This window comes from Stenotrophomonas sp. YIM B13575 (genome assembly GCF_042787595.1).
Classification (GTDB): Bacteria; Pseudomonadota; Gammaproteobacteria; order Xanthomonadales; family Xanthomonadaceae; genus Stenotrophomonas; species Stenotrophomonas lactitubi_B.
The window spans coordinates 17,185-41,761 of the sequence record NZ_JBHZOP010000030.1; the positions used below are offsets into that span (position 1 = coordinate 17,185).

Here is a 24,577-nt window from a genome sequence, read left to right on the forward strand (position 1 = left end):
CCGGGCCATGCCCGGCGAGCGCGAAGCGCGGCCGCCCCTGATGCTCTACCATAGCCACCCCCTTTCCGGTCCTGCCCGCATGAGCAAGAACAGCCAGTGGATCGTCGGCGTCAACGCCGTCGCCTCCTCCATCGAGAACGACGCCGAGAACGTCCGCGAAGTGCTGGTCGAGGCCGGTGCGAAAAACCCGCGCCTGACCGAGATCGAGGAAAACGCCCGCCGCAAGGGCATCGACGTGCGCAAGGTCAACAGCCAGGCGCTGGACGGCGTGGGCGGTTCGGTGCGCCACCAGGGCGTGGCCGCGCGTTATGCCGCCGCCCGCACCTACAACGAGAACGAGCTGGAAGGCCTGGTCACTGCTGCGGAAGGCAAGGCCCTGCTGCTGGTGCTGGACGAGGTGCAGGACCCGCACAACCTCGGTGCCTGCCTGCGCTCGGCCGCTGCGGCCGGTGCCACCGCCGTGATCATCCCCAAGGACAAGTCGGCCACGGTCAATGCCACCGTGCGCAAGACCTCGGCCGGTGCTGCCGACCGCATCCCGGTGGTGGCGGTGACCAACCTGTCGCGCTGCCTGAAGGACCTGCAGAAGCAGGGCGTGTGGATCTACGGCTTGGCCGGTGAGGCCACCGCGTCGCTGTATCAGCTGGACCTGAAGGGCAACATCGCCCTGGTGCTGGGCGGCGAAGCCGATGGCCTGCGCCGCCTGACCCGCGAGAACTGCGACGGTCTGGTCAAGATTCCGATGCCGGGCGAGATCGAGAGCCTGAACGTTTCGGTCGCCGCCGGCGTCAGCCTGTTCGAGGTCGTGCGCCAGCGCGGTTGATCAGACAACCGTCCCTGTGGAGCCGAGCCCACGCTCGGCTGCCGCGCACCGCGCGGCATCGGCATCGGGACGAAAAGCAGCCGAGCGTGGGCTCGGCTCTACAGAAGACGTCACCCCGCGCTACCGCCCAGCGCCTTGAACAGCGTCACGTCGTTGTTCAACTGGCTCTGCCGCACCCGCGCCAGTGACAGTTCTGCATCGCGCCGGGTCTGCTGCGCTTCCAGCCAGGTGCGCAGATCGGTGGCGCCCACGCGATAACGCACTTCCTGCGCGCGCTCCACTTCCACCGCTTCGTCGTAGGACGCCTGTGAGGCGGTCACCTGGCGCAGCAGCTGCTCACGTGCGGACAGGGCGTTGTCCACCTCCGACAGCGCGGTGTACAGCGTCTTGCGGAAGGTGGTGGCGGCGATCTGGTAGTTGGTACCGGCCACGTCCGTATCCAGCTGCGCACGCTGCAGGTTGAGGAAGGGCAGCGACAGGCCAGCCCCCAGCGTCGCCACCGGATTGCGCAGTACATCGCCCAGCGAGGTCGCGCTGGAACCGAGGCTGCCGGTCAGGCTCAATGCCGGGTAGTACTGGGTGGCGGTCACCCGGATCGTCTTCAGGCTGTTGCGCAACCGCAGCTCGGCCGCGCGCAGGTCGGAACGGCGGCCGAGCAGGTCGGCCGGCAGGCCTTCGGCAATGGTCGGGCTCTGCGCCTCCAGCAGGTTCTGCGGCTCGTCCTGCTGCGGCCATGGCGTGCCATCCAGCAGCACGGTCAGCGCATTGCGCACTTCCACCCGCTGCTGTTCCAGCGCGCTCTGCGCTGAACGCTGCGACTGCAGGTTCTGCAGTGCCTGGCGGACTTCCAGCCGCGAAACCGCACCGGCATCGAAGCGTGCCTGCACCAGTTCATGCGTGCGTTGCAGCCGCTCGAGGTTGGCCTGGCCGGTGGCGATGGACTGGTTGAGATAGGCCAGTGCCCAGTACTGGTTGATGACATCGCCGATCACCAGCAGGGCGGTGTTCTGCCGGTCTTCTTCGCTGGCGTCGGCTTCCCAGCGGGCGATGTCGCGCTGGGTGCGCAGGCGGCCCCACAGGTCGATTTCCCACCCCAGCGACACTCCGGTGGAATAGCTGCGGCGCCAGTCGTCAGCCTGGTCGGTGGCGCGGCTGCCACTGCCGCTGACGCCGGACGACGAAGGCTGCGGCCACAGCGCGTTGCTGGCCAGCCCGGCCTGCAGGCGTGCACGCTGCACGGCCAGGCCGGCAGCGCCGAGGTCACTGTTGGCGGTCAATGCCTGCGCGACCAGGCGGTCCAGGCGCGCATCGCCAAAGCCGGTCCACCAGCGGTCCTGGCGGATGTCGCGGGCCGGGGTGTCCAGGCCACTGCGCGGGTCGTCGGCCGGCGCGTTGAGGGTCGCATCGCCACGACCGTAGGTGGCGGCAACGCTGGGGTCCTCAACCGGATAGCGGCCTACCGAAGCGCAGGCCGAGAGTGCAAGCAGCACGGCGCCGGCAAGCAGCAGGCGCGAGGGAGCAGGGAACGGCAGTCGGGTCATCATCTTCATTCGCGGGCCAGGGCCTCCACCGGGTCGAGCTGGGCGGCACTGCGTGCCGGCAGGAAGCCGAACGCCACGCCGATCAGGGTTGAACAGGCGAAGGCGGCAATGATGGAAGCGGTGGAGAACAGCACCTGGAAATCGCTTGCGAAACGGCCGATCAACACGCCCATCAGCAGGGCCAGGCCGATGCCGAGCACGCCGCCGAGCAGGCACACCAGCACCGCTTCGATCAGGAACTGCTGGCGGATGTCGCTCTGCCGCGCACCCACCGCCATGCGCACGCCGATCTCGCGGGTACGCTCGGTCACCGAGACCAGCATGATGTTCATCACGCCGATGCCACCGACCAGCAACGCGATGGCGGCAATGGCGCCGATCAGCAGGGTCATCGTGCGCGTGGTCTGTTCGATGGTGTCGCGGATCTCGGCGCTGTTGCTGAGGAAGAAGTCCTCGGTGCCGTGGCGCATGGTCAGCAGCCGGGTGATCGCTTCCTGCGCCGCATCCATCGGTGTTTCATCGTTCACCCGCACGGTGATGCTGGAAACATGGCTCTGACCGAGCATGCGCGACATCACCGTGGTGTAGGGCACGAACACGCTCAGGCTGGTGCTGCCGCCGAAACCGAAGCTCTGCTTCTTGGCCACCCCGACCACGCGCACCGGCACGTTGCCCAGCAGGATCACCTGGCCGATCGGGTCGCTGTCGGGGAAGAACTGGGTCCTGGTGTTCTCATCGATCACCGCTACCTGGCCGAGTCCCTTCACCGCATCGGTGTCGAAGAAGCTGCCGCTGAGCAGGCTCACGCCCTTCACCCGGAAGTACTGCTCGCCAACGCCGCTGATCTGCGCGGTGGCCGACTGGTTGCGGTAGCGCGCGGTGACCGAGCTGGACACGCTGGGGGTGGCGCTGTCGACGTAGCTTTGCCGCGAAAGGGCATCGGCATCGCTGGCCTTGAGGGTCTGCACCCGCGCCGAGCGCATGTCGCCGAATCCGCGACCGGGGTAGACGTCGATGGTGTTGGTACCCAGTGCGCTGATGTTCTGCAGGATCTGCTGCTGCGAGCCATTGCCCAGCGCCACCACCGATACCACCGAAGCGATGCCGATGATGATGCCGAGCATGGTCAGGAAGGTACGCAGGCGGTGGGCGTTCATCGCCAGCAGGGCCATCCGGAACGCTTCGGTGAAGCGGTCGCGGGCAGCCAGCCAGCTGCTGCCATGGGCGACGCCCGCGCTCGGTTCGCGTTGCGCTCGGTAGCTGGGCGCGGCCGGATTGGCGCGGTCGGCAATGATCTCGCCGTCGCGGATCTCGATGATGCGCTGTGCGTGCTCGGCGACGCTCATGTCGTGGGTGACGATGATGATGGTATGGCCTTCGGCATGCAGCTCACCAAGGATGGCCATCACCTCTTCGCCGGATTTCGTATCCAGGGCGCCGGTCGGTTCGTCGGCCAGGATCACCTCGCCACCGTTCATCAACGCACGCGCGATCGACACGCGCTGCTGCTGGCCACCGGACAGCTGCCCGGGCTTGTGGTGCATGCGGTCGGCCAGGCCGAGGCGCTGCAGCAGCTGCTCGGCACGCGCGGTGCGCACCGGGCCGGGGCTGCCGGCATACACCGCTGGCACGGCCACATTGCCACGCGCGTCGAGATCGCCCAGCAGGTGGTAGCGCTGGAAGATGAAACCGAAGTGCTCGCGGCGCAGCTCGGCCAGCTCGTCGGGCGCCATTTTCCCGGTCTCGCGGCCCGCTACCTGGTAGCTGCCACGGGTCGGGCGGTCCAGGCAGCCGAGGATGTTCATCAGCGTGGACTTGCCCGAGCCGGACTGGCCGACGATGGCCACCATCTCACCAGCATGGATGTCCAGGTTGACGTCGCGCAGCACGGCGATGACGTCCTCGCCGGCCGGGAATTCGCGTCGCAGGTCGCGCAGGCGCAGCAGCGGCGCCGTCGTGCTCATCGGCGCCCCATGCCCGGGCCGCCGACCCGCATCTGCATGCCGCCGCGGTTGCCGCCACCCGCGGCTGCCGCAGCGCCGCCTTCGCCGACCACGACCCGCTCGCCTTCCTGCAGGCCGGACAGGATCTCGACGTTGGCGCCGTTGTTGATGCCGACCTTGACCTTGCGCGGCTGCGGCTGGCCCTTGTCATCGACCACCCGCACGATGCGCTCGCCGTCGCGCGACTTCGGGCCGAGTGCAACGGCCGGCACCATCAGCACGCCCTTGGCCTGCTTCAGCAGCACCGAGACCTGTGCGGTCATGTCGATGCGCAGGGTGCCATCGGGGTTTTCCACGTCGAACAACGCGTTGTAGTAGACCGCGCTGCTGGAGCTGGAACTGGACGAGCTGCTGGAACTGGACGAGCTCTCGTTGGCGATCGACGCCGGCGCCGGATTGATCTGCCGCAGCGTGGCGTGGTACTTGCGGTCCGGGTCGCCCAGCGTGGTGAAGTACACCGGCATGCCGGCCTTGATCTTGACCACGTCGGCCTCGGAGACCTCGGCGTTGACGGTCACCACGTCCAGCCGCGCCAGCATCACGATGGTCGGTGCGGTCTGGTTGGCGTTCACCGTACGGCCTTCCTCGGCCACCACCGCCACCACGGTGCCGTCCATCGGCGCGACGATGCGGGTGTAGGCCAGGTTGGCACGGGCGGTGCCCAGTTCGGTTTCGCGGCCCTTGATCTGCGCTTCGTAGGACTGCAGCTGCGCACGCGCGGTCTTCAGCTGGGCCTCGGCGGCATCATATTCCTGGCGCGAGGTGGCTTCGGCCGCCAGCATCTGCTGCTGGCGTGCGAACTCCAGTTCGGCCTGCCGCAGGGTGGCCTGCTGCACCGCGCGCTGCGCGGTCACCTGGTCCAGCGAGGCCTGGGCATTGAGTACCTGGTTCTGCTGGGTGGTGGCGTCGATCTCGGCGATCAGGTCGCCTTCCTTCACCGTATCGCCCAGCTGCACCTTCAGCGACTTGATCTGGCCGGAGGCCTGCGCACCGACGCTGACCAGCTTGTAGGCGTCGATCACGCCGGTCGCTTCCACCGTCTGCTCGATGTCGCCGCGGCTGACCGGGGTGGTTGCCAGGGCCGGTGCGGCCGGCTTGCGCAGCAGCCACCAGGCGGACACGGCGGCGATCAGGACAAGCAGGGCGATCAACATCAGGCGACCCTTGCGGGTCGCGGGCAACAGGCGGGAGATCACGTGGCGGCTTCACTCTGGGGGCCGCAGTGGCGGCGTTGGTGGGCATTGTGAAGATCGAGCGACGCTGTGCTCAATCCTCGGGGTGTGTCTCTATGTAACACTGTCTGCGAGACGGCGTATCAGCAGGTATCCCGCACTGCGGGGGATACAGTGGTACGCATTGGCCTGGATGCGGTTCAGCTGCCGACACGGGATGATTCGCGACATGGAGACTGAAAACCCGATGCACCGTTTGCTGATCGTCGATGACGACAACGATATCCGCACGCTGCTGGCCGAGCAGCTCGGCCGCGCTGGCTACCAGGTCAGCACCGCCGCCGATGGCACCAGCATGCGCCAGCTGCTGGAACGCGAGCACGTGGACCTGATCGTGCTCGACCTCAACCTGCCACGCGAAGATGGCCTGACCCTGTGCCGCGACCTTCGCGCGCGCTCGAACACGCCGGTGATCATGCTCACCGCGCGCGCCGAGCCGATCGACCGCGTGCTCGGCCTGGAAATGGGCGCCGATGACTACCTGGCCAAGCCGTTCGAACCACGCGAACTGCTGGCGCGCATCCGCAACGTGCTGCGCCGTACCGAAGCGCTGCCGGCCAACCTGGAACCGCTGGCGGTGCGCCGTGCGCGTTTCTCGCGCTGGATCTTCGACCTGGAGCATCGCCACCTGGTCGATCCGGACGGGCGCGTGGTGGTGCTGTCCGGCGCCGAGTTCCGCCTGCTGCGGGTGTTCATCGCCCATGCCAACAAGGTGCTCTCGCGCGAGCAGCTGGTGGCCCTCAGCAGTGGCCGCAACTATGAAGCGCAGGACCGCGCCATCGACCTGCAGGTCAGCCGGCTGCGCAACAAGCTGGCCGATGACGGTGGCCCCGATGGCCTGATCAAGACCGTTCGCAACGAAGGCTACGTGCTGGCCTCGGCCGTCAACCTGGAATAAGCCGCGATGAAGCGCCTGCGCCACTTCCTGTCCTCGATGGTCGGACGGCTGTTCGTGATCCTGCTGCTGGGCATGAGCGTGGCCGCGATCGGCGCGACCATGCTGGCCAGTTCCAAGCGGCAGCAGGAGTTCGAGCGGCAGAACCTGAACCGCATCGCCGATCGCCTGCAGGGCTACATCAACCTGCTCGACGGCAACCCGGAGCTGCGCGAGCGGCTGCTGGAGATCGGTGGCCCCAGCGTGCGCGCACTGCAGCCCGGCGCCCGCATCGGGCGCGCCGACAAGGCGCTGATGGAAGTGCTGGAGGACCGCCCCGGCCCGGTGTCGCGCGCACATGTGCACTTCGCCTCGTTCCGTTCGTGCATTCCCAAGCTGCAGGACCTGCTGCCGCCGCCGCCGCCGGGCCACCACAAGCCGCCGCGCGAACGCGATCCCACCTTCATCCCGCCCAAGTGCCGGGCGGTGGACGTGGTGCTCAACGACGGCACGTTGCTGAAGCTCGCCCTGGATTCGCCAGCGATCGCGCACAACGGCATCCTCGCCGTGGACCCGCTGTTCCTGACCCTGCTGGTGCTGGCCATTGCCGTGCTGGCGTATGTGGTCGCACGCATGGCCAGTGCGCCGCTGCAGGAGCTGGCGGCCGCTGCCGAGGACCTGGGCGATGACCTGCAGCGAGCGCCATTGCCGCTGCGTGGGCCACGCGAAGTGCAGCGCGCCGCCGAGGCCTTCAATGCCATGCAGCATCGGCTGCAGCGCCACCTGGCCGAACGCACGCAGATGCTGGCCGCGATCACCCACGACCTGCAGACGCCTCTGACCCGGCTGCGCCTGCGTTTGGAAAACGTGACCGACGAGACCCTGCGCGAGCGCCTGATCGGCGACCTGGCCGCGATGCAGGCGCTGGTACGCGAGGGTCTGGAACTGGCCCGCAGTGCGGAGAGTGCCGAACAGCGCGCCGCGCTGGACCTGGATTCGTTGCTGGAGAGCATCGTCGAGGACACTGCCGAGGACGGCGCCGACGTCGTCTTCGAAGGCCGCAGCGGCGCGGTGCTGATGCTGCGCCCGCTGGCGATGCATCGCCTGTTCTCCAACCTGGTGGACAACGCGGTGATGTACGCGCAACGCGCCCGGGTACGTGTCGAGCGCGGCGAGGGCACGATCACGGTGGTCATCGCCGATGATGGTCCCGGGCTGGCGGATGACCAGCTGGAAGCCGTGTTCGACCCGTTCGTGCGGGTGGAGACCTCACGTTCGCGCGAGACCGGCGGTGCCGGCCTGGGCCTGACCATCGCCCGCGCGCTGGCCGAAAAGGACGGTGGCCGGTTGTGGCTGCGCAACCGCCCCGAAGGCGGGCTGGAAGCAGTGGTGCAGTGGTCGACCAGCGCCGAGGCCCGGTAGCAGCGACGATCCCCGACCCGGTTGCGCCGGGCTGCCCCGGCCGCGGTGACGCCAATGGTGGGGTTTGCCCTATCATCTGCGTACTTCCCCATTCTTCGTCCGATGAGCCTGCCTGTTCCTGCCGGCATGCCGCCCTGCGCGGTGCGGCTGTCCCCGTTCGCGTCTGCTGCCGCCACCGGCATCCGCAGCTGGCCGCCGCCGCTGCGCTGATGGGCGGGCAGGGGGCGGGCAGGCGCCGGGCGGGGCGCCACGCGGAGAGGATCGGTCGCCTGCTGCGACTGGGCATGCTGTGGCTGCTGCTGGCGATGGCCGCGCCGCTGGCTGCGCAGAGTGGCGCACCGCCGCTGCGCGACTACGCCATCGACGTGTGGACCTCGCGCAATGGTCTTCCGCACAACTCGCTGCGCGACATCGCGCAGACCCCGGAAGGCCACCTGTGGTTCGCCACGTGGGAAGGCCTGGTGCGCTACAACGGCCTGGATTTCACCGTGTTCGACCGCAGCACCCGGCCGGGGCTGCGCGACAACGGCATCGGCGCGCTGCTGGTCGACACGCAGGGTGGTCTGTGGATCAGCGACTCGCGGGGTAATGTCAGCCACCGCGGCAGCGATGGCCAGTGGCGGGTCTGGGAGCATCAACCGGATACGCCGCAGGTACTGATCCAGTCCATGCAGATGGACAGCCAGGGACGCCTGTGGCTGCTGTATGAAGGCAAGGGCATCGCCTATCTGACCCCGGACAAGGGCATCGTCTACCAGCGTCCACCGCCGGACCTGCCGCTGGCGATGAGCTTCACCAAGATGGCGGTCGACGCGCAGGACCGGGTCTGGATCGGCACCCTCGACGGCCTGGTGCTGCGTGACAACGACGGCGTGCTGCAGCGCGCGCCGGCGGCCTGGGGCGTGGACAAGGGGCTGTCGTGGCCCTACCGCGCACCCGATGGTGCGCTCTGGATCGTCGCGGGTGAGCGCCTGTACCGGGTGGAGGATGATCGCCTGGTGCTGGTGCACCGGCTGCCCGGCCAGCTGCACTTGACCGCGATGCTGCAGGACCGCCATGGCGACCTGTGGCTGGGTACCGAGAACCAGGGCCTGCTGCGCATTTCGGCGCATGGCCTGGAGCGCCTGCCAGCCGGTCTGAACCTGCCCGGCGGGCGTGTGGTCAGCCTGCGCGAGGATGCCGAGGGCAGCATCTGGGTGGGTGCCAACGGCGGCCTGTATCGCCTGCGCGAAACCCTGTTCAGCAGCTACACCGAACGCGACGGCCTCAGCGGCGACTACGTCCGCACGGTGCTCGAAGACCGTGATCGCCGCCTGTGGGTGGGCAGTGCCAGCGGCCTGGACCTGCAGACCGCCGACGGTCGATTCCGCGCGATGCCGCTGCACAACCGCGGTGGCAAGGCGCCCTCGGTACTGAGCCTGGCCCAGGATGCCGGCGGCGATCTGTGGGTGGGTACCTTCGGCGACGGCATCTACCGCTTGCACGCCGATGGACGCCTTCGCCACAACTACGCGGCGGCCGATGGCCTGCCCGGCGGCAACATCCGTGCGATCAGCATCGCGCCTGACGGCGTGGTCTGGGCGGGGACGCAGAAGGGCGTGGTCCGTATCGAGGGTGACAAGGTAACCGTGCCCACGATTGCGGGCATGCCGGCAGGCCTGACCACGGCGCTGGAACACGATCACCAGGGAAATCTGTGGATCGGCACCATCGAAGGCATCCGCGTGCTGCGCGGTGATCGTGTGCAGTCGATCGACCTGGCGCCGCTGGGCGGGGGGCGCAGCGTGTTCGGCTTCCACCAGATCGGCGATGCGATGTGGATCAGCAGTGATCGTGGGCTGTACCGCTGGCAGCGCGGCACGCTGGCGCGCGTGGGGTTGGAGCAGGGCATGCCGGTCGATGCGGTGTTCCAGCTGGTACCCGACCGGCTGGGCAATGTGTGGATCAGCAGCAACCGCGGCGTGCTGCGCACCGATATGGCCACGCTCAACGCCGTGGCCGACGGACGCGCGCCGCGGGTAACCGTGGAGCGTTACAACGAAATCGACGGCATGGCCAATGCGCAGGCCAACGGCAGTTCCGGTCCCTCGGCGATCCTGCGCCAGGACGGCACGTTCTGGGTGGTGACCGCCGGTGGCCTGAGCATGGTCGACCCGCAGCGGCTGCAGCGTTTCCGTGAACGCCCGGCACCGCCTGCGGCAATCGAGAACGTGCAGGTCGACGGTGCGCCGGTGCACTGGGAAGGCTCCGAGCGCAACCTGATTCCCGGTGGGCGACGGCTTGCGGTGAGCTACGTGGGCCTGAGCTACCTGATGTCCGATCGCATCCGCTACCGCACGCGGCTGGAGGGTCTGGACAACGGCTGGGTGGAGCGAGGCCCGCAGCGCAGCGTGGAGTTCGTCGGCCTGCCGCCTGGCGATTACACGCTGCACGTGGCCGCCTCGCACCCGGGCGGCAGCTGGGGCCATCAGGAAGCGCTGTGGAGCTTCACCGTCGAGCCGTTCTGGTGGCAGCGGCACAGCGTGCAGGCATTGATCGCGCTGGTGCTGCTGGCCGCGCTGGTGGCGCTGTACCGCTTCCTGCTGCAGCAGTACAAGGCCAGCAACCTGCGCCTGGCGCGCCGCGTGGATGAGGCGACCTTCGACCTGCAGGCGCAAACCGTGCACCTGCAGGCGTTGAACCAGGAAAAGACCGAGCTGGCCGAGCGCCTGGCGCGGCAGGCCGAGGCATTCGAACGACAGGCCCGCGAGGACGCGCTGACCCGGCTGGCCAACCGTCGTGGTTTCGACGAGGCGCTGGCCCGTGACTTCGCCCGCGCCCAGCGCAGCGGCCATCCGCTGTGCCTGGTGGTGCTGGACATCGACCACTTCAAGGACGTCAACGATCGGCACAGCCACAGCATCGGTGATGCAGTACTGGTGGAAGTGGCGCAGGTGATCGCCGCGGCCAGTCGCGATTCGGACCTGCCGGCACGCACCGGCGGCGAAGAATTCGCGCTGCTGCTCAACGACACCCGGCTGGAGGAGGCGGCGCAGCTGTGCGCGCGCCTGCGTGGCCTGTTCCACGACCATCCGGACTGGGCCGGCATACCCGGCCTGCGGGTGACCTTCAGCGCCGGCCTGGTGGAACTGGATGGCGACGACCGCACCCCGGCGCTGCTGTACCAGCGTGCCGACCGTGCGTTGTACCGCGCGAAGAGCGACGGCCGCGATCGCACGAGCATCGGTTGATCCAGTGCGAAGCATCCACGCATGGCGTGGATCTACTGGAGTGCCGCATCAACGGTTGGCACCCATCGAGCGCAGCGACCCGCTGTTGCTCCCGCGTTTCTGATCTTCCCGTGGCGCCCAGCAACGTGTCCGTGGCCGGGCGGGTGGGCCGCGCAGGGGCGTGAGCCGCATGGATGCGGCGACCGAGCTTACAGGGACGTACTTGCAGCGTCCCCTGCGCAGTCCACCCGCCCGGCCTTGACCGGAATCGCTGTCAGCCCGCCACGAGGGGCTCCGCCGTTGGCCGCCTTACCGCGGCCAGGCGTTGGCGATCGTGCAGAACAACCGCGCCGTCTGCTCGGTGTCATACACCGCGCTGTGCGCCTCGTTGGCATCCCAGCCCAGCCCGGCCGCCGTGGCCGCGCGCGCCAGCACGGTCTGACCGTAGGCGATGCCCGCCAGGGTGACCGTATCGAACACGCTGAACGGGTGGAACGGATTGCGCTTGTGCCCGGTACGGGCGACGGCCGCGTTGACGAAGCCCAGGTCGAAATGGGCGTTGTGGCCGACCAGGATCGCGCGCTGGCAGCCGTACTTCTTCATCGCCGCACGCACCGGAGTGAAGACGTGATCGAGCGCCGCCTTCTCTTCCTTGGCCAGCCGGAATGGATGGTCGAGGATGATGCCGGTCACTTCCAGCGACTTCGGGTCGATCTCCAGGCCCTCGGCCGGCACCACATGGGCGCTGGCGGTCTGGCCGGGGTAGAGCAGGCCGCTCTCGTCCATCTCGATCGGTACGGCGGCGATTTCCAGCAGCGCGTTGCGCTGGCTGTCGAAGCCGCCGGTTTCAACATCCACCACCACCGGCAGGAAGCCGCGGAAGCGTTGTGACATCGCGCGCTGCGCCTGGGGTACGTCGGGAACAGGGGCGGCGGCAGGTGCGGAAGTGGGGTCAGTCATGTACGGATTCTAGCAGAGCGGCCCTGAGCGCCCGGGATCCTGGCAGGTGCCAACCTTGGTTGGCACACCGCGCGCCGACCAAGGTCGGCGTCTACCGGACCGCGCGACGTGCGCCAGGGCGCCCGGGATCCTGGTAGGTGCCAACCTTGGTTGGCACACTGTGCGCCGACCGAGGTCGGCGTCTACCGGACCGCGCGACGTGCGCCGACCAAGGTCGGCATCTACCGGACCGCGGGCTGCGCCGTGGGCCCCGACGGATACCACCGCGCCAGCACGGCATCCACGCTCAGGCGCCCGGCGCCGGTGAACAGCAGCGGCAGCAGCATCGCCATGAACAGCAGCGGCAGTTTGAAGTTGCCAAAGCCCTGGTCGCTGATCGCATAACCCATCGCCAGGTCGCCCAGCGAGCCCCATTCGGCTGGCCAGTGCACCGCGTACGTTGCCACGACCGTCAGCACCAGCAGGCTGGCGGCGGCAAAGCGGGTGCCAAAGCCGAACAGCAGGCAGGCTGCGCCCACCAGTTCGAACCAGGTGGCCAATTGCCAGTTCAGCGCGGCGGGCAACTGGTCGAAGGGGAACGGGAATGCGCCCTGCAGGTCGGCGAACCAGTTCTCGCCGTGCAGCTTCTCGCGCCCGGATTCGAAGAATTCCCAGGCAAGCAGCAGGCGCAGGCCAAGCGGGGCCAACCACGGGGCGAAACGGTCCAGCTGGCCGCGGGTTGCGGCCAGGATCGGGGTCTTCATCGGTGAATCTCCTGGAAGAGGGCGTCAGGGTGAAGCGCGGAGCGGACCGATCACGCCGGCACGCAGGAACTGCTGCAGCAGTTGCGCACCCGGGGCGGCCAAGGTCTCGGGATCGAGGTGGTGCAGGGCGGCCAGTTGCTGCAGCTGTTGTTGGCCGGTGGCCCCGGGCGCCTCGCCGATCAGCGTCAGCAGATGCACCGCCAGGCTGGTCAGGGTGGCAAAGCGCACTGCGCCATCGGCATCGCGCCGTACCAGCAGGCCGGTGGGCTCTGCTGGCGGTTGCGACGGTGCATCGTCGCTACCCAGTTGATGCACCGGCCAGCGATACAGCAGCGGCCAGGCCAGTGGCGAGCGCTGCAACGGCACTTGCAACGGATCGATGTCGCCCGGTTCCGGCAGCGGATCAGCCTGCAGCTGGTACAGCGCAGTCTCCACCCACTCGTAGTGGGCCAGCTCGGCCAGCGCCGGATGCGGCAGTTCCGGTTGCACCTGCAGCCACTGCACGAACTCGGCAGCCAGCTCGGTGAACAACGGGGTGTGGCAACGGTGGCTGGCGAAATAGTGGCGCACCAGCGCACCCCAGGCCGGTTCGCCCAGCAGGCGCACGCAGACCGGGAAGCCGTTGCTCAACAATCCCAGCAGATTGTTGAACAGCAGGCGTTGGTACACCGCCACCCGGCGTGGGTCCATGCCGGGCGGCGCCGGCACCTGCGCCGGATCGCGCAGGTGTGCGGTGAACGCGTGCTGCTGCGCGCGCAGTCGTTCGGGGGCATCAGCCATGGGCGGCTCCGGCATGCACGGCCTGCAGGCGGTGGATGGTCTGCAGTTCGCCGCGCAGCTCGGCGTAAGGCGGGAAATTGAAGTCGCGTTCGAGCAGGGTAGGGCGCGGGCCGATGCGCGCGTAGGTGCGCGCCAGTAGATCCCACACCGGATCGATCACCGGGCTGCCGTGGGTGTCGATCTTCAGGTCCGGAGCGTCGTCCAGGTGCCCGGCCACATGCAGGCAGACGATGCGCTGCGCGGGCAGGCCGGTGATGAAGGCATCGGCGTCGTAGCCATGGTTGCAGGCATTGACGTAGACATTGTTGACGTCCAGCAGCAGATCACAGTCGGCCTCGGCCAGCACCGCATTGGTGAAGGCCAGTTCGTCCATCATCGGCTCCGGCGCCAGGTAGTACGAGACGTTTTCCACGGCGATGCGGCGTCCGAGGATGTCCTGCACGCGGGCGATGCGCGCAGCGGTGTGGCGTACGGCTTCATCGGTGAACGGAATCGGCAGCAGATCGTACAGATGGCCCTCGTCGCTGCAGTAGCTGAGGTGTTCGCTGTACAGCGGCACCCGGTGTTGCTCAAGAAAGGCACCCACCTGTGCCAGCAGCTGGGTATCCAGCGCTGCGCTGCCACCCAGTGACAACGACAGGCCGTGGCAGCTCAACGGATGGCGCGTGGCCAGTTCGGCCAGCGCGTCACCGGCGGGGCCGCCGACACCGATCCAGTTCTCCGGCGCGCACTCGAGGAAATCGAAATCGCCGGCGGGTGCGTCGCGCAGGTCCGGCAGCAGGGCGCGGCGCAGGCCCAGGCCCACGGCCGCCGCGGGAAGCGGCGACCGCGGGTGGACGACGCCGGCGCAGACGTCAGTGCTTGCCACCGCACTTGCCTTCGCCGCACTTGCCTTCGGCCGACTTCTTGTCGCCGCCGGTCTTGGCCTTGGCGTCGGCACCGGCCGCTGCCTTGCCCTTGTCGCCGCCGCACTTGCCTTCAGCGCTCTTGCCGTCGGCGCCACACTTGCCTTCTGCATGCTTGGCCGCGTCGGCGGATTTCGCATCGGCCGCCTTCGCGTCGGTGGCCTTGGCCGCCTGGCCGGCAACCAGATAGCCCTGGGCGAGATCGCTCATGCTCAGGGCCGAGGCGGAGGCGGTCATGCCGAGGCCTGCGGCCAGGGCGGTGGCGGTCAGCAGGGACAGCGTCTTGTTGGAGGTGCTCATCGGTCGTGCTCCTGGGTGGTGGGCGGGTGCCCGTGGTGAAGCGATGGTGCAGCGATCCTACTCAACGAATCCTCGCCGGGAGTTCAAATTTTCGTGAGAAGTATTGCGACGCCAACAAAATGGCCGCTGTCACGAGGACAGCGGCCACCCTGGAGTCGAATCCGGTGTTGCAGTGCAGTATCAGATGTCGCCGGCGCTGGAGGTCTCGTCGCGCTTCTGGCGCGGCGGCAGCGGCTGTTCGCCGTGCACCAGGAACCACACGTTTTCGGCGATGTTGGTGGCGTGGTCGCCCACGCGCTCCAGGTTCTTGGCCATGAACAGCAGATGGGTGCACGGGGTGATATTGCGCGGGTCTTCCATCATGTAGGTCAGCAGCTCGCGGAACAGCGCGGTGTACTGCGCATCCAGGCGGGCATCGTCCTCGCGCAGTTCCAGCGCGGCATCGGCATCGTTGTCACGGTAGGCGGCGATGGCACGGCGGACCTGCTGCGCAGCCAGACGGCCGAGCGCGCGCAGGCCCTGGATCTGCGGCAGCGGCGGCACCTTGCCCAGCGCGATGGAGCGCTTGGCGACGTTGGCCGCGTAGTCGCCGATGCGTTCGATGTCGGCCGGAATGCGCAGGCCGGCGAGGATCTCGCGCAGGTCGCGTGCCATCGGGCCACGCAGCGCCAGGCGCATCACGTCGTGGCTGATCTGCTGTTCCAGCGCATCGATCGCTTCATCGTTGGCGATGATGCGGTGGGCGGCGTTCTCGTCGCGCTTCTCGATGACGTCCATCGACGCCTCCAGCTGGGCGACGGCCATCTCGCCCATGCGCACGATTTCGGCCACCAGGCGCTGCTGCTCTTCGTCGTAGCTTTTGACGATGTGGTCGTTGGGAAGGTTCATGGTCTGCAATCCAGGTAGAGCCAGGCCGCGCCTGGCTGGGACATGTGGCGAAGCGTCAGCGCCGATCAGCCAAAGCGACCGGTGATGTAATCCTCGGTCTGCTGCTTGGACGGCTGCGAGAAGATCACTTCGGTGCGGTCGTGCTCGATCAGGTCGCCCAGGTACATGAAGGCGGTGTAATCGGACACGCGCGCGGCCTGCTGCATGTTGTGGGTGACGATCACGATGGTGTACTCGTGCTTCAGTTCTTCCACCAGTTGCTCGATGCGGCTGGTGGAGATCGGGTCCAGCGCCGAGGTCGGCTCGTCCAGCAGCAGCACCGACGGCCGCAGGGCGACGGCGCGGGCGATGCACAGACGCTGCTGCTGGCCGCCGGACAGGCCCAGCGCGCTCTGGTTGAGCTTGTCCTTCACTTCGTCCCACAGCGCGCCCTGGCGCAGCGCGTGCTCGACACGGTTGGCCATGTCCGCCTTGGACAGCTTCTCGTGGTGGCGGATGCCGTAGGCCACGTTCTCGAAGATGGTCATCGGGAACGGCACCGGCTTCTGGAACACCATGCCGACCTTGCTGCGCAGGCGGTTCATCGGGTACTTCGGCGACAGGATGTTCTCGCCGTCGAGGATCACTTCACCGCGTGCTTCCAGCTTCGGATACAGCGCGTAGATGCGGTTGAAGATGCGCAGCAGGGTCGACTTGCCACAACCGGAGGGACCGATCAGCGCGGTCACGCGCTTTTCCGGGATCTCCAGGTTGATGCCCTTCAGGGCGTGGAACTTGTCGTAGTAGAAGTCCAGTCCACGCGCGGCGAGCTTGACCGGTGCCGGAGCGTGCAGGTTCTCGTGCGAGGCCGGCACCACGATGCGCTGCATCGGCACGGCGTTGGAAAGGTCGTTCATGGCGGTATCCACGGAAAGGTCAGTCATGGGAGATACGGTTGCGCAGCAGGATGCCGCGTGCAGAGAGGCTGACCAGCAGCACGAACACGGTCAGCACCAGCGCGCCGGCCCAGGCCAGCACCTGCCAGGATTCATAGGGGCTGCCGGCGAACTGGTTCATCACCACCGGCACCGAGGCCATCGGCTGGAACACGTTGCTGTTCCAGTACTGGTTGCCAAAGGCGGTGAACAGCAGCGGTGCGGTCTCGCCGGAAATGCGCGCCAGCGCCAGCAGGATGCCGGTGATGATGCCGGCCGAGGCACTGCGGTACAGCACCTGCACGATCACCTTCCACTGCGGGATGCCCAGCGACAGGGCGGCTTCGCGCATCTGCGAAGGCACCAGGCGCAGCATCTCGTCGGTGGTACGCACCACCACTGGCAGCACGATGAAGGCCAGCGACAGCGCACCTGCGAAGGCGGAGAAGCTGCCGCCGGTCTGCATCACGTACAGGGTGTAGACGAACAGGCCCAGCACGATGGACGGCGCCGACAGCAGGATGTCGTTGACGAAGCGGACCACGGTGCCGGCCTTGCGGGCGTTGCCGTACTCGGCCAGCCAGGTGCCGGCCAGCACACCCAGCGGAGTGCCGATGCCGATCGCCAGCGCACACATCACTGCGCTGCCGAAGAAGGCGTTGGCCAGACCGCCTTCCTGCATCGGCGGCGGTGTCATCTTGGTGAACAGATCCAGGTTGATGCCGGCCAGACCCTTCGAGGCCAAGGTGAACAGGATCCAGCCGAGGAAGAACAGGCCGAACAGCGCGGTGGCGCAGGACATCGCGATGGCGATGACGTTGCCGATGCGGCGGCGCAGGTACAGGGAGTCAGCGGTGCTGGACATCAGTTGCCCTCCTTGCGGGACAGGCGCATCAGCATCAGGCGGGCGATGGCGAGCACCACGAAGGTGACGATGAAGAGGACGAAGCCGAGCAGCAGCAACGCCGAGCGGTAGGTTTCAGTGGCTTCGCCGAAGTCGTTGGCGATCAGCGCGGCGATGGTGGTGCCCGGTTCCAGCAGCGACGGCGACAGGCGCACGCTGTTGCCGATCACGAAGGCCACGGCCATCGTCTCGCCCAGTGCGCGGCCGAGGCCGAGGAACACGCCACCGATCACCGCCGAGCGGGTGTAGGGCAGCACGATGTCCCAGCTCACTTCCCACTTGGTGGAACCCAGCGCGTAGGCCGATTCCTTCAGGCGGGTCGGCACGGTCAGGAACACTTCGCGCATCACCGAGGAGATGAACGGGATGACCATGATCGCCAGCACGAAACCGGCGGTGAGCATGCCGATGCCCAGAGGCGGGCCCTGGAACACCGGGCCGATGATCGGCCATTCGCCCAGGGTTTCGTTGAGGAACGGGGTGACGTACTCGGTCATCACCGGCACCAGCACGAACAGGCCCCACATGCCGTAGATGATCGAGGGAATGCCCGCCAGCAGTTCGATGGCGGTACCGACCGGGCCCCGCAGCCAGCGCGGTGCCACTTCGGTGAGGAAGAAGGCGATGCCGAAGCTGACCGGCACGGCGATGACCATCGCGATCAGTGCGGTGACCAGGGTGCCGTAGATCGGGGCGAGGGCACCGAACTTGTTTTCGACCGGATTCCAGTCGGAAGAGAAGAAGAAGCTCAGGCCCTGCACCTGCAGGGCGTGGCGACCACCCCACAGCATCGACAGTGCGGCGCAGGCCAGTGCGATCAGGACGAAGATGACGGTGCCGACCAGCACCCATCGGAACAGTTTGTCGTTGCGGGCATCACGCGTGTCACGCGTGGACGGGGCGGCTACAGGCTGGGCGATGGCATTCATGGGGACGGCAGGGCCAGGAAGGGGCGGGGCAGCACGATGTTCAGGAGGCGGTGCCCGCACGTGGCGGGCACCGTCGGGTCCATCACTTCAGTTCGGTCGCCCAGTAGGCTTCGATCTGCTTGACCAGCTCGGCCGGCAGCGGCACGTAGTGCAGTTCGTTGGCCTGGGTCTGGCCGCTTTCGAAGGCCCACTTGAAGAAGGCCAGCGCATCCTGGTTGCGCTTGGCATCCTTCGGCTTCTTCTGCATCAGCATGAAGTTGGTGGCGGTGATCGGCCACGCCTGCTCGCCCGGTGCGTTGGTGATGACCAGGTTGAAGTCCTTGGCGCTGGCCCAGTCGGCGCTGGCGGCAGCGGCGGCGAAGGTCTCAGCGTTCGGCTGCACCCAGGTGCCGGCCGCGTTCTGCAGCGAGGTGTAGGGCATCGCGTTCTGCAGGGCGTAGGCCAGTTCGACGTAGCCGATCGAGCCCTTGATCTGCTTCACGTACGAGGCGACGCCTTCATTGCCCTTGCCACCCACGCCGTCCGGCCACTGCACCGAGGTGCCTTCGCCGACTTTGCTCTTCCACTCCGGGCTGACCTTGGACAGGTAGTTGGAGAAGTTGAAGGTGGTGCCCGAACCGTCCGAACGGTGGACGATGGTGATCTTGCCGTCCGGCAGGGTCACGCCCGGGTTGGCGGCGACGATGGCCGGGTCGTTCCAGGTCTTGACCTTGCCCAGGAAGATGTCGGCGAGCAGGGCGCCACTGAGGCGCAGCTTGCCGGCTTCCAGGCCGTCGATGTTGACCACCGGCACCACGCCGCCGATGGCCGACGGGAACTGGGCCAGGCCGGCCTGGGCCAGCTCGTCGCTGCTCAGCGGCTTGTCCGACGAACCGAAATCAACGGTGCCGGCCTTGATCTGGGCGATGCCACCGCCGGAACCGATCGACTGGTAGTTGATCTTGGCGCCGGTGGCGGTGTTGTAGTCGGCCGACCACTTGGACACCAGCGGGAAGATGAAGGAGGCGCCGGCACCGGAGACCTCAGCGGTCACCTTGTCGCCGGCAGCGGCCGGAGCAGCGGCGCCGTCAGCGGCCGGCTGCTGTGCGGCCTGCTTGTCGCCACCGCAGGCAGACAGGCCCAGGGCGATGGCCAGGGAAAGGGCGGCAAGGCTGGCCGAGTGCAGTTTCATGGTCACTCCATAGCGGGGTAGAGCCGACGGTGTCGGCGGATGCGGCTATGAAATGATGTTTTTGTTACAACCGTATGACGTCCATGACAGAGGTGTCTTGGATCACGTTCTGGCAAGGGTTTCACAGGGGTGGCGTGCCCCCGGCGGGGGCCCGGAGACCACGGATCTGCGCACCGATATGACGATGGAGGCAGGGTGGAGCCGAGCCCATGCTCGGCTGCCCGCGAGGGCAGGCCAGAAGCAGCCGAGCATGGGCTCGGCTCTACAGATGCTCCTGCATGACCCCATCGCCGCAACAACAGATCAACGGAAGCGCGGCGCCTTTCACGACCAACCCTACAAAAAAGAAGAGCGCCGGACCCCGAAGGATCCAGCGCCCGGTGGGGCCGGCGGGGGAGAGAGGACCCGCCGACCCCGTTCCTGCGGGGGAACGCCTTGCAACGAAACTCAGTACTTCAGGTTCTGCGTCCAGTAGGTCTCGATCTGGCGCACCAGCGCGTCCGGCAGCGGCACGTAGTCCAGCTGCTTGGCCTGCGCATCGCCATTCTTGTAGACCCAGCGGAAGAACTCCTGGGTGGCCTTGGCGCCCGCCACGTTCTTCGGCTGCTTGCGCACCAGGATGAAGTTGGTGGCGGTGATCGGCCACGCATCAGCGCCCGGGGCGTTGGTCATCACCAGGTAGAAGTCGCGGGCGTTGGCCCAGTCGGCGCTGGCCGCAGCGGCCGAGAACGATGCGTCCGACGGCTGCACGATCTTGCCGGCCGCGTTCTTCATCGCCGCGTAGGACATCTTGTTCTGCAGCGCATAGGACAGTTCGACGTAGCCGATGCCGCCCTTGATCTGCTTCACGTAGGCAGCAACGCCTTCGTTGCCCTTGCCGCCGATGCCGGCCGGCCACTGCACCGAGGTGCCTTCACCGACCTTGCTCTTCCACTCCGGGCTGACCTTGGACAGGTAGTTGACGAAGTTGAAGGTGGTGCCCGAGCCGTCCGAACGATGGACGATGGTGATCTTGCCGCTGGGCAGGGTCAGGCCGCTGTTCAAGGCGGCAATGGCCGGGTCGTTCCAGGTGGTGATCTTGCCCAGGAAGATGTTGGCCAGGGTCGGACCGTCCAGCTTCAGCGCGCCCGGGGCGACGCCCGCGACGTTGATCACCGGCACCACGCCGCCGATCACCGACGGGAACTGGGCCAGGCCGGCGGCCGCCAGCTCTTCCGGCTTCAGCGGCGCATCGGACGAACCGAAGTCCACGGTCGCAGCCTTGATCTGGGCGATACCACCGCCGGAACCGATCGACTGGTAGTTGACCTTCTTGCCGGTGGCGGTGCTGTAGTCGGCCGACCACTTGGACATCACCGGGTAGATGAACGAGGCGCCCGCGCCGGTGACATCGGCGGCGTTGGCGGCGAACACGGACGACGCGGCCAGAATGGCGACGGCGGCGCGCGACTTGAAGGCGTGGATCACGGGAGAGACTCCTGGGGTGGTCGAGGGGCGGCTGCCCGACGTTTCGGTGCACATTCCATAACGGTTCCATGACACGCCCGCGTCTGTCATATGACGCGGACGTGACAGCCGTCATGGCGCTGCCGATGCCTCCCATTCAGAGCCCGCGCAACGCCTCTGGAACGGCATAGCGGCCGTCGCTGGGCAGCAGTGTCCAGCGCTGCGCCGGTGCCGTCGTGTCGGTTGCATGGCAGTCGTCGCCCGCAGCGACGCTGATCGTATCGATGCGCTTTTCGCGCACCAGGATCGGTGCCGGACCCGCGGAAGTGCTATCGCCCATTTCCAGCGTGCGCTCGAAGCGGCTGAACTCGCCGGCGCATCGCGTATCCCATTCGCCGCGACTACCGCTGACCGCCAGCGGCGCAAGCACCCGGCGCAGTTGCCGGCCATCGCGCACGAACAACTGCAGTTCGGTCTGCGCGAACGGGTTGGGCCCTGAGCTGCCGCTGTAGTCCATGCGCACGCCAAACGCGCGGGTGGCCGGGTCCAGCTGCCAGCGTGCGGTGTCCAGGTGGAGCCCGGTGAAGCGCAGCGCATCGCTGCTGACCGCATCGGCCACGCGGGTCCAGGCCAGCGGCCGGCCACTGGCGGTGTCGATCAGCAACAGATCCAGGTCGCCGCCGCGCACGTCTTCCGAGGCCGGCTCTGTCCATTGCGCGACGGCCAGCAGGGTCGTGCCGGGTTGCGCGGGCCACGCACGGCAGGCGCTGCTGTCGGCATCGGTAAAGCGTGCCGTCACTGGCAAGGCGCCAGCCGGCAACTGCCGATACGCGGCCTCGCGCACGGCCTCTGCATCGTCACAGGCGAGCGCGGTGGCGGGCAGGGCGGCGAGCAGGGCAGCGCACAGCAGGCGGCGCAGGCGAAGGGAAGGGGGCATCCCGAAGGTCCATGTCGACAGGGCAGGGCATCATCGCGCGGCCACCGCCTGCCCACAACGACGAAGGCACGGCCGGAGCCGTGCCTTCGTTCGAACGCGTGCTTCCGGTCTTACCAGAAGAACTGCGCGCGGGCTTCCAGGATGTTCGGATCGTCGTTGACGAAGCCACGGGCGGTCGAGTTGTACTTCTTGCTGTCGACCATCACGTAGTTGAGCATCAGCTTGAAGTTCGAGCGCCAGTACCAGTTGGCGCCGACGGTCCAGATGTCCATCTTGCCGCCGAGCACGCCATCGACGATCGGCGGACGGCCGGCCACCGGGTTGGCGGCGAGGTTGCCGTCGTTCAGGTCCATGTGGTCGTAACGCACGCCCAGCTGCCACTGGCCGCCGGCCGGGTTGTTCGGCAGGCCGGTGCCCGGGGTGCCGCCCTTGTAGCTCCAGCTTTCGCCGGTGACATTCCACACGCCGCTGACGTAGTAGCCGTCACTGGTGTAGTTGTCGTTGGCCATGCGCTTGGCCTTGCTGGTGTAGTACTCGGCCTGGGCCTTGAACGGACCCTGGAAGTACATCGCTTCGGCACCGATGGTGCTGACGCGGTCGGTGTCGACCAGGTTGCCGCTGTCGACCAGGCGCGCGGTGGCCAGGTCAGCGTTCGGGCGGGCACGCACGCGCAGGGTGTCTGCGTCGGTGTCGTAGTTCACGTAGCTCAGGCCGAAGTGCAGGACCTGGCCCTTCTCGTTGATCGGGGCCCAGGTACCACGTGCGCCGTAGCCGCTGCCGTGGGCCAGGTTGCGGGTCAGTTCGCGGCCGAAGGCGCTGGCGGTGACCGACCAGTTGTCCTGGCCGTAGCTGTAGGCACCGCCGAGGCGACGGGCGACGGCGTAGGTGTTGGTGACCGCAGCCTTGGAGATGAAGTCGTTGTTCTTGGTGCTGGACAGCTCTTCCAGGCTGTTGGGCTGCTTGAACTGGCCGACCTGGATGAAGTGGTTGGCGTTGCCCAGCAGCTTGTACTTCACGTTGGTGTCGAGGAACTTGTCGGCCTTGGCGTCATAGCCGACCACCCACTCCACGTTGCCCGGGCCCTTGCCCTTCAGCACCAGCTCGGCGCGACGCAGTTCGAATTCGCTGTTCTTGCCGTTGCCGGCGTCACCGCCGTTGAGGTCCACGACGTCATTGTCGTACCAGTTGCCGTCGGCCTGGACCAGGCCTTCGAAGGTGATTTCCGAACCGCCGATCACATCGATGGCGACTTCGGCGTGGGCGGCCGGCACATACAGCGCAGCAGCCACGGCGACCGTCAGGAGTTGGTGATGCAGTTTCATGGAGAGGAGCCTTGCAGGCAGGTGGGAAGATGCGCGCAGGCTAAAACGTGAAGATTGCGTAAATGTGACAGTTCGCGCACGGCCGCGATCCGCCGCAGGCCCCGTCACGGCTGGGCCTGCCATTGAAACCGGTTACGTATGACGCCCGGATTGCGTCCCGGTTGCAGTAGATCCACGCCCTGCGAGGATGGTGTTTCCGTGCATCCACGTCGTGCGCGGATGCCGCCATCACTCGGCGAGGGTCTTGTCCTTGAACCGGCAGAGATCGGCAATCACGCACCCCGGACAATCCGGCTTGCGCGCTTTGCACACGTACCGCCCGTGCAGGATCAGCCAGTGATGCGCATCGAGCAGGAACTCGGCGGGAATCGCTTTGACCAATCGATCTTCCACCTCGCGCACGTTCTTTCCTGGCGCAAGTCCAGTGCGGTTGGCGACACGGAAGATATGCGTGTCCACCGCCATCACCGGTTCGCCGAAGGCGGTGTTGAGCACCACGTTGGCAGTCTTGCGACCGACACCGGGCAGGGCCTCCAGTGCATCGCGATCGCGTGGCACTTCGCCGCCGTGCTTCTCCAGCAGCAACGCGCAGGTGGCGATCACGTTCTTCGCCTTCGCATTAAACAGGCCGATGGTGGCGATGTACTTCTTCAGTCCCTCTTCGCCCAGGGCGAGGATTTTCGCCGGCGTGTTGGCAACCGGGAACAGGCGACGGGTGGCCTTGTTGACGCCGACGTCGGTGGCCTGCGCCGACAGTGCGACCGCCACCAGCAGTTCGAACGGCGAACTGTATTCCAGCTCGGTCTTCGGATGCGGGTTGAGTTCGCGCAGGCGGGTGAACATCTCCACCACGTCGGCGCGCGGCATCGTACCGCCGCGGCGCGCAGGTGCGCGCGCGGTCTTCTTCGTGGTCGCCATTACTGCTCCTTGCCGGCGGCGCGGGCCTTGGCCCGGGCGAGGATGGCGGCCGCTGCCGCGGGCAGGGCGGGTTTGGCGTCCGGTGCCGGCGCGGGCGTGCGACGTGCATCACGCTCGGCCTCGCGGCGGGCCAGGCGCACCGCGCGTGCACGGAAACGTTCGCGCGCGGCCCAGGCACGCTGCAGTTGCAGTTGCATCTGGCAGAGGCGGTCGGGCAGGTCCGGATGATCGGGCAGCAGCCGGTCATCGCCAGCGCGCACGACGTAGTCCATCAGTCCAGCCTGCAGCGCGCCATCGGGATCGTCTGCCTGGACCCGGGCGAACAGCAGCACGGGGTTGGGTCGGGATGCCATGGC

General features: G+C 67.4%; 22 protein-coding genes. 4 read left to right on the top strand and 18 right to left on the bottom strand.

The annotated features are described in order from the left end of the window. The first annotated feature begins 79 nt into the window (after nt 1–79). Complete coding sequence (rlmB, locus tag ACFX4F_RS06575; RefSeq protein WP_089239900.1) at nt 80–823, top strand: 23S rRNA (guanosine(2251)-2'-O)-methyltransferase RlmB; 744 nt, start codon at nt 80–82, stop codon at nt 821–823. A 110-nt stretch (nt 824–933) separates the two neighbouring features. Here rlmB and ACFX4F_RS06580 read toward each other — a convergent pair whose 3' ends face one another. From ACFX4F_RS06580 to ACFX4F_RS06590, 3 genes are read right to left on the bottom strand one after another with little or no spacing between them, the layout of a single operon-like run. Then, nucleotides 934–2,373 (bottom strand): efflux transporter outer membrane subunit, encoded by a 1,440-nt coding sequence (locus ACFX4F_RS06580; RefSeq protein WP_380653385.1) that lies wholly within the window; start codon nt 2,371–2,373, stop codon nt 934–936. Then, nucleotides 2,370–4,328, bottom strand: coding sequence for a MacB family efflux pump subunit (locus ACFX4F_RS06585; protein WP_099819975.1), 1,959 nt, complete (start codon nt 4,326–4,328; stop codon nt 2,370–2,372). Before ACFX4F_RS06585 ends, ACFX4F_RS06580 begins: the two co-directional genes overlap by 4 nt. Further along, nucleotides 4,325–5,563, bottom strand: a complete 1,239-nt coding sequence (locus ACFX4F_RS06590; RefSeq protein ID WP_099819976.1) for an efflux RND transporter periplasmic adaptor subunit — start codon at nt 5,561–5,563, stop codon at nt 4,325–4,327. Before ACFX4F_RS06590 ends, ACFX4F_RS06585 begins: the two co-directional genes overlap by 4 nt. A gap of 205 nt (nt 5,564–5,768) precedes the next feature. Between ACFX4F_RS06590 and ACFX4F_RS06595 the strand changes: the two genes are divergently transcribed. The 3 genes from ACFX4F_RS06595 (at nt 5,769) to ACFX4F_RS06605 (ending at nt 11,125) form a co-directional block, all read left to right on the top strand. Further along, nucleotides 5,769–6,497, top strand: a complete 729-nt coding sequence (locus tag ACFX4F_RS06595; RefSeq protein ID WP_025875399.1) for a response regulator — start codon at nt 5,769–5,771, stop codon at nt 6,495–6,497. 6 nt (nt 6,498–6,503) lie between these two features. Next, the gene (locus ACFX4F_RS06600; RefSeq protein ID WP_099819977.1) at nt 6,504–7,895 is read left to right on the top strand and encodes an ATP-binding protein; all 1,392 of its coding nucleotides are present in this window, start codon (nt 6,504–6,506) and stop codon (nt 7,893–7,895) included. A 209-nt stretch (nt 7,896–8,104) separates the two neighbouring features. Continuing rightward, nucleotides 8,105–11,125 carry a two-component regulator propeller domain-containing protein gene (locus tag ACFX4F_RS06605; RefSeq protein ID WP_380653391.1) on the top strand — a complete coding sequence of 1,007 codons (3,021 nt, stop codon included), beginning with the start codon at nt 8,105–8,107 and terminating at the stop codon, nt 11,123–11,125. A 288-nt stretch (nt 11,126–11,413) separates the two neighbouring features. Here ACFX4F_RS06605 and rnt read toward each other — a convergent pair whose 3' ends face one another. The 15 genes from rnt to ACFX4F_RS06680 all read right to left on the bottom strand — a co-directional run bounded on the left by rnt (nt 11,414) and on the right by ACFX4F_RS06680 (nt 24,574). Then, a complete protein-coding gene (gene rnt, locus ACFX4F_RS06610; protein ID WP_099819979.1) occupies nt 11,414–11,998 on the bottom strand; it encodes a ribonuclease T in 585 nt (194 codons plus the stop codon). Between the two features lie 287 nt (nt 11,999–12,285). Further along, nucleotides 12,286–12,807, bottom strand: coding sequence for a DoxX family protein (locus tag ACFX4F_RS06615; protein WP_380653394.1), 522 nt, complete (start codon nt 12,805–12,807; stop codon nt 12,286–12,288). Nucleotides 12,808–12,831: 24 nt separating this feature from the next. Then, nucleotides 12,832–13,587: a DUF2063 domain-containing protein gene (locus tag ACFX4F_RS06620; RefSeq protein WP_380653397.1), complete on the bottom strand. Its 756-nt coding sequence runs from the start codon at nt 13,585–13,587 to the stop codon at nt 12,832–12,834. Then, nucleotides 13,580–14,455 carry a DUF692 domain-containing protein gene (locus tag ACFX4F_RS06625; RefSeq protein WP_380653400.1) on the bottom strand — a complete coding sequence of 292 codons (876 nt, stop codon included), beginning with the start codon at nt 14,453–14,455 and terminating at the stop codon, nt 13,580–13,582. Before ACFX4F_RS06625 ends, ACFX4F_RS06620 begins: the two co-directional genes overlap by 8 nt. Continuing rightward, entirely contained in the window at nt 14,442–14,792 is a 351-nt protein-coding gene (locus ACFX4F_RS06630) for a hypothetical protein (protein ID WP_205403988.1), read from the bottom strand. The genes ACFX4F_RS06625 and ACFX4F_RS06630 overlap by 14 nt, the downstream gene beginning before the upstream one ends. A gap of 180 nt (nt 14,793–14,972) precedes the next feature. Next, nucleotides 14,973–15,680 carry a phosphate signaling complex protein PhoU gene (gene phoU, locus ACFX4F_RS06635; RefSeq protein ID WP_049465163.1) on the bottom strand — a complete coding sequence of 236 codons (708 nt, stop codon included), beginning with the start codon at nt 15,678–15,680 and terminating at the stop codon, nt 14,973–14,975. Nucleotides 15,681–15,745: 65 nt separating this feature from the next. Beyond that, nucleotides 15,746–16,576, bottom strand: coding sequence for a phosphate ABC transporter ATP-binding protein PstB (pstB, locus tag ACFX4F_RS06640; RefSeq protein ID WP_099819983.1), 831 nt, complete (start codon nt 16,574–16,576; stop codon nt 15,746–15,748). Nucleotides 16,577–16,595: 19 nt separating this feature from the next. Beyond that, complete coding sequence (gene pstA, locus ACFX4F_RS06645) at nt 16,596–17,459, bottom strand: phosphate ABC transporter permease PstA (RefSeq protein WP_032951813.1); 864 nt, start codon at nt 17,457–17,459, stop codon at nt 16,596–16,598. Next, on the bottom strand, nt 17,459–18,427 hold the full coding sequence (pstC, locus tag ACFX4F_RS06650) for a phosphate ABC transporter permease subunit PstC (RefSeq protein WP_033830733.1): 969 nt from the start codon (nt 18,425–18,427) through the stop codon (nt 17,459–17,461). Before pstC ends, pstA begins: the two co-directional genes overlap by 1 nt. Before the next feature lie 82 nt (nt 18,428–18,509). Next, nucleotides 18,510–19,598 (bottom strand): phosphate ABC transporter substrate-binding protein PstS, encoded by a 1,089-nt coding sequence (pstS, locus tag ACFX4F_RS06655; protein WP_025875376.1) that lies wholly within the window; start codon nt 19,596–19,598, stop codon nt 18,510–18,512. Between the two features lie 447 nt (nt 19,599–20,045). After that, a complete protein-coding gene (gene pstS / locus ACFX4F_RS06660) occupies nt 20,046–21,065 on the bottom strand; it encodes a phosphate ABC transporter substrate-binding protein PstS (protein WP_025875374.1) in 1,020 nt (339 codons plus the stop codon). Nucleotides 21,066–21,201: 136 nt separating this feature from the next. Continuing rightward, nucleotides 21,202–21,981 carry a hypothetical protein gene (locus tag ACFX4F_RS06665; protein ID WP_380653408.1) on the bottom strand — a complete coding sequence of 260 codons (780 nt, stop codon included), beginning with the start codon at nt 21,979–21,981 and terminating at the stop codon, nt 21,202–21,204. Between the two features lie 110 nt (nt 21,982–22,091). Next, entirely contained in the window at nt 22,092–23,303 is a 1,212-nt protein-coding gene (locus ACFX4F_RS06670) for an OprO/OprP family phosphate-selective porin (RefSeq protein ID WP_380653411.1), read from the bottom strand. 228 nt (nt 23,304–23,531) lie between these two features. Beyond that, nucleotides 23,532–24,221 carry an endonuclease III gene (gene nth / locus ACFX4F_RS06675; RefSeq protein WP_380653414.1) on the bottom strand — a complete coding sequence of 230 codons (690 nt, stop codon included), beginning with the start codon at nt 24,219–24,221 and terminating at the stop codon, nt 23,532–23,534. Beyond that, the gene (locus tag ACFX4F_RS06680; RefSeq protein WP_099819988.1) at nt 24,221–24,574 is read right to left on the bottom strand and encodes a hypothetical protein; all 354 of its coding nucleotides are present in this window, start codon (nt 24,572–24,574) and stop codon (nt 24,221–24,223) included. The genes nth and ACFX4F_RS06680 overlap by 1 nt, the downstream gene beginning before the upstream one ends. Nucleotides 24,575–24,577 lie beyond the last annotated feature (3 nt).

What these genes read in the sequence shown, in the direction of transcription:
- rlmB (WP_089239900.1), top strand. Translation starts at nt 80, where the DNA reads ATGAGCAAGAACAGCCAGTGGATCGTCGGCGTCAACGCCGTCGCCTCC.
- ACFX4F_RS06580 (WP_380653385.1), bottom strand. Translation starts at nt 2,373, where the DNA reads ATGAAGATGATGACCCGACTGCCGTTCCCTGCTCCCTCGCGCCTGCTG.
- ACFX4F_RS06585 (WP_099819975.1), bottom strand. Translation starts at nt 4,328, where the DNA reads ATGAGCACGACGGCGCCGCTGCTGCGCCTGCGCGACCTGCGACGCGAA.
- ACFX4F_RS06595 (WP_025875399.1), top strand. Translation starts at nt 5,769, where the DNA reads ATGGAGACTGAAAACCCGATGCACCGTTTGCTGATCGTCGATGACGAC.
- ACFX4F_RS06600 (WP_099819977.1), top strand. Translation starts at nt 6,504, where the DNA reads ATGAAGCGCCTGCGCCACTTCCTGTCCTCGATGGTCGGACGGCTGTTC.
- ACFX4F_RS06605 (WP_380653391.1), top strand. Translation starts at nt 8,105, where the DNA reads ATGGGCGGGCAGGGGGCGGGCAGGCGCCGGGCGGGGCGCCACGCGGAG.
- rnt (WP_099819979.1), bottom strand. Translation starts at nt 11,998, where the DNA reads ATGTCACAACGCTTCCGCGGCTTCCTGCCGGTGGTGGTGGATGTTGAA.
- ACFX4F_RS06615 (WP_380653394.1), bottom strand. Translation starts at nt 12,807, where the DNA reads ATGAAGACCCCGATCCTGGCCGCAACCCGCGGCCAGCTGGACCGTTTC.
- ACFX4F_RS06620 (WP_380653397.1), bottom strand. Translation starts at nt 13,587, where the DNA reads ATGGCTGATGCCCCCGAACGACTGCGCGCGCAGCAGCACGCGTTCACC.
- ACFX4F_RS06630 (WP_205403988.1), bottom strand. Translation starts at nt 14,792, where the DNA reads ATGAGCACCTCCAACAAGACGCTGTCCCTGCTGACCGCCACCGCCCTG.
- phoU (WP_049465163.1), bottom strand. Translation starts at nt 15,680, where the DNA reads ATGAACCTTCCCAACGACCACATCGTCAAAAGCTACGACGAAGAGCAG.
- pstB (WP_099819983.1), bottom strand. Translation starts at nt 16,576, where the DNA reads ATGAACGACCTTTCCAACGCCGTGCCGATGCAGCGCATCGTGGTGCCG.
- pstA (WP_032951813.1), bottom strand. Translation starts at nt 17,459, where the DNA reads ATGTCCAGCACCGCTGACTCCCTGTACCTGCGCCGCCGCATCGGCAAC.
- pstC (WP_033830733.1), bottom strand. Translation starts at nt 18,427, where the DNA reads ATGAATGCCATCGCCCAGCCTGTAGCCGCCCCGTCCACGCGTGACACG.
- pstS (WP_025875376.1), bottom strand. Translation starts at nt 19,598, where the DNA reads ATGAAACTGCACTCGGCCAGCCTTGCCGCCCTTTCCCTGGCCATCGCC.
- ACFX4F_RS06665 (WP_380653408.1), bottom strand. Translation starts at nt 21,981, where the DNA reads ATGCCCCCTTCCCTTCGCCTGCGCCGCCTGCTGTGCGCTGCCCTGCTC.
- ACFX4F_RS06670 (WP_380653411.1), bottom strand. Translation starts at nt 23,303, where the DNA reads ATGAAACTGCATCACCAACTCCTGACGGTCGCCGTGGCTGCTGCGCTG.
- nth (WP_380653414.1), bottom strand. Translation starts at nt 24,221, where the DNA reads ATGGCGACCACGAAGAAGACCGCGCGCGCACCTGCGCGCCGCGGCGGT.
- ACFX4F_RS06680 (WP_099819988.1), bottom strand. Translation starts at nt 24,574, where the DNA reads ATGGCATCCCGACCCAACCCCGTGCTGCTGTTCGCCCGGGTCCAGGCA.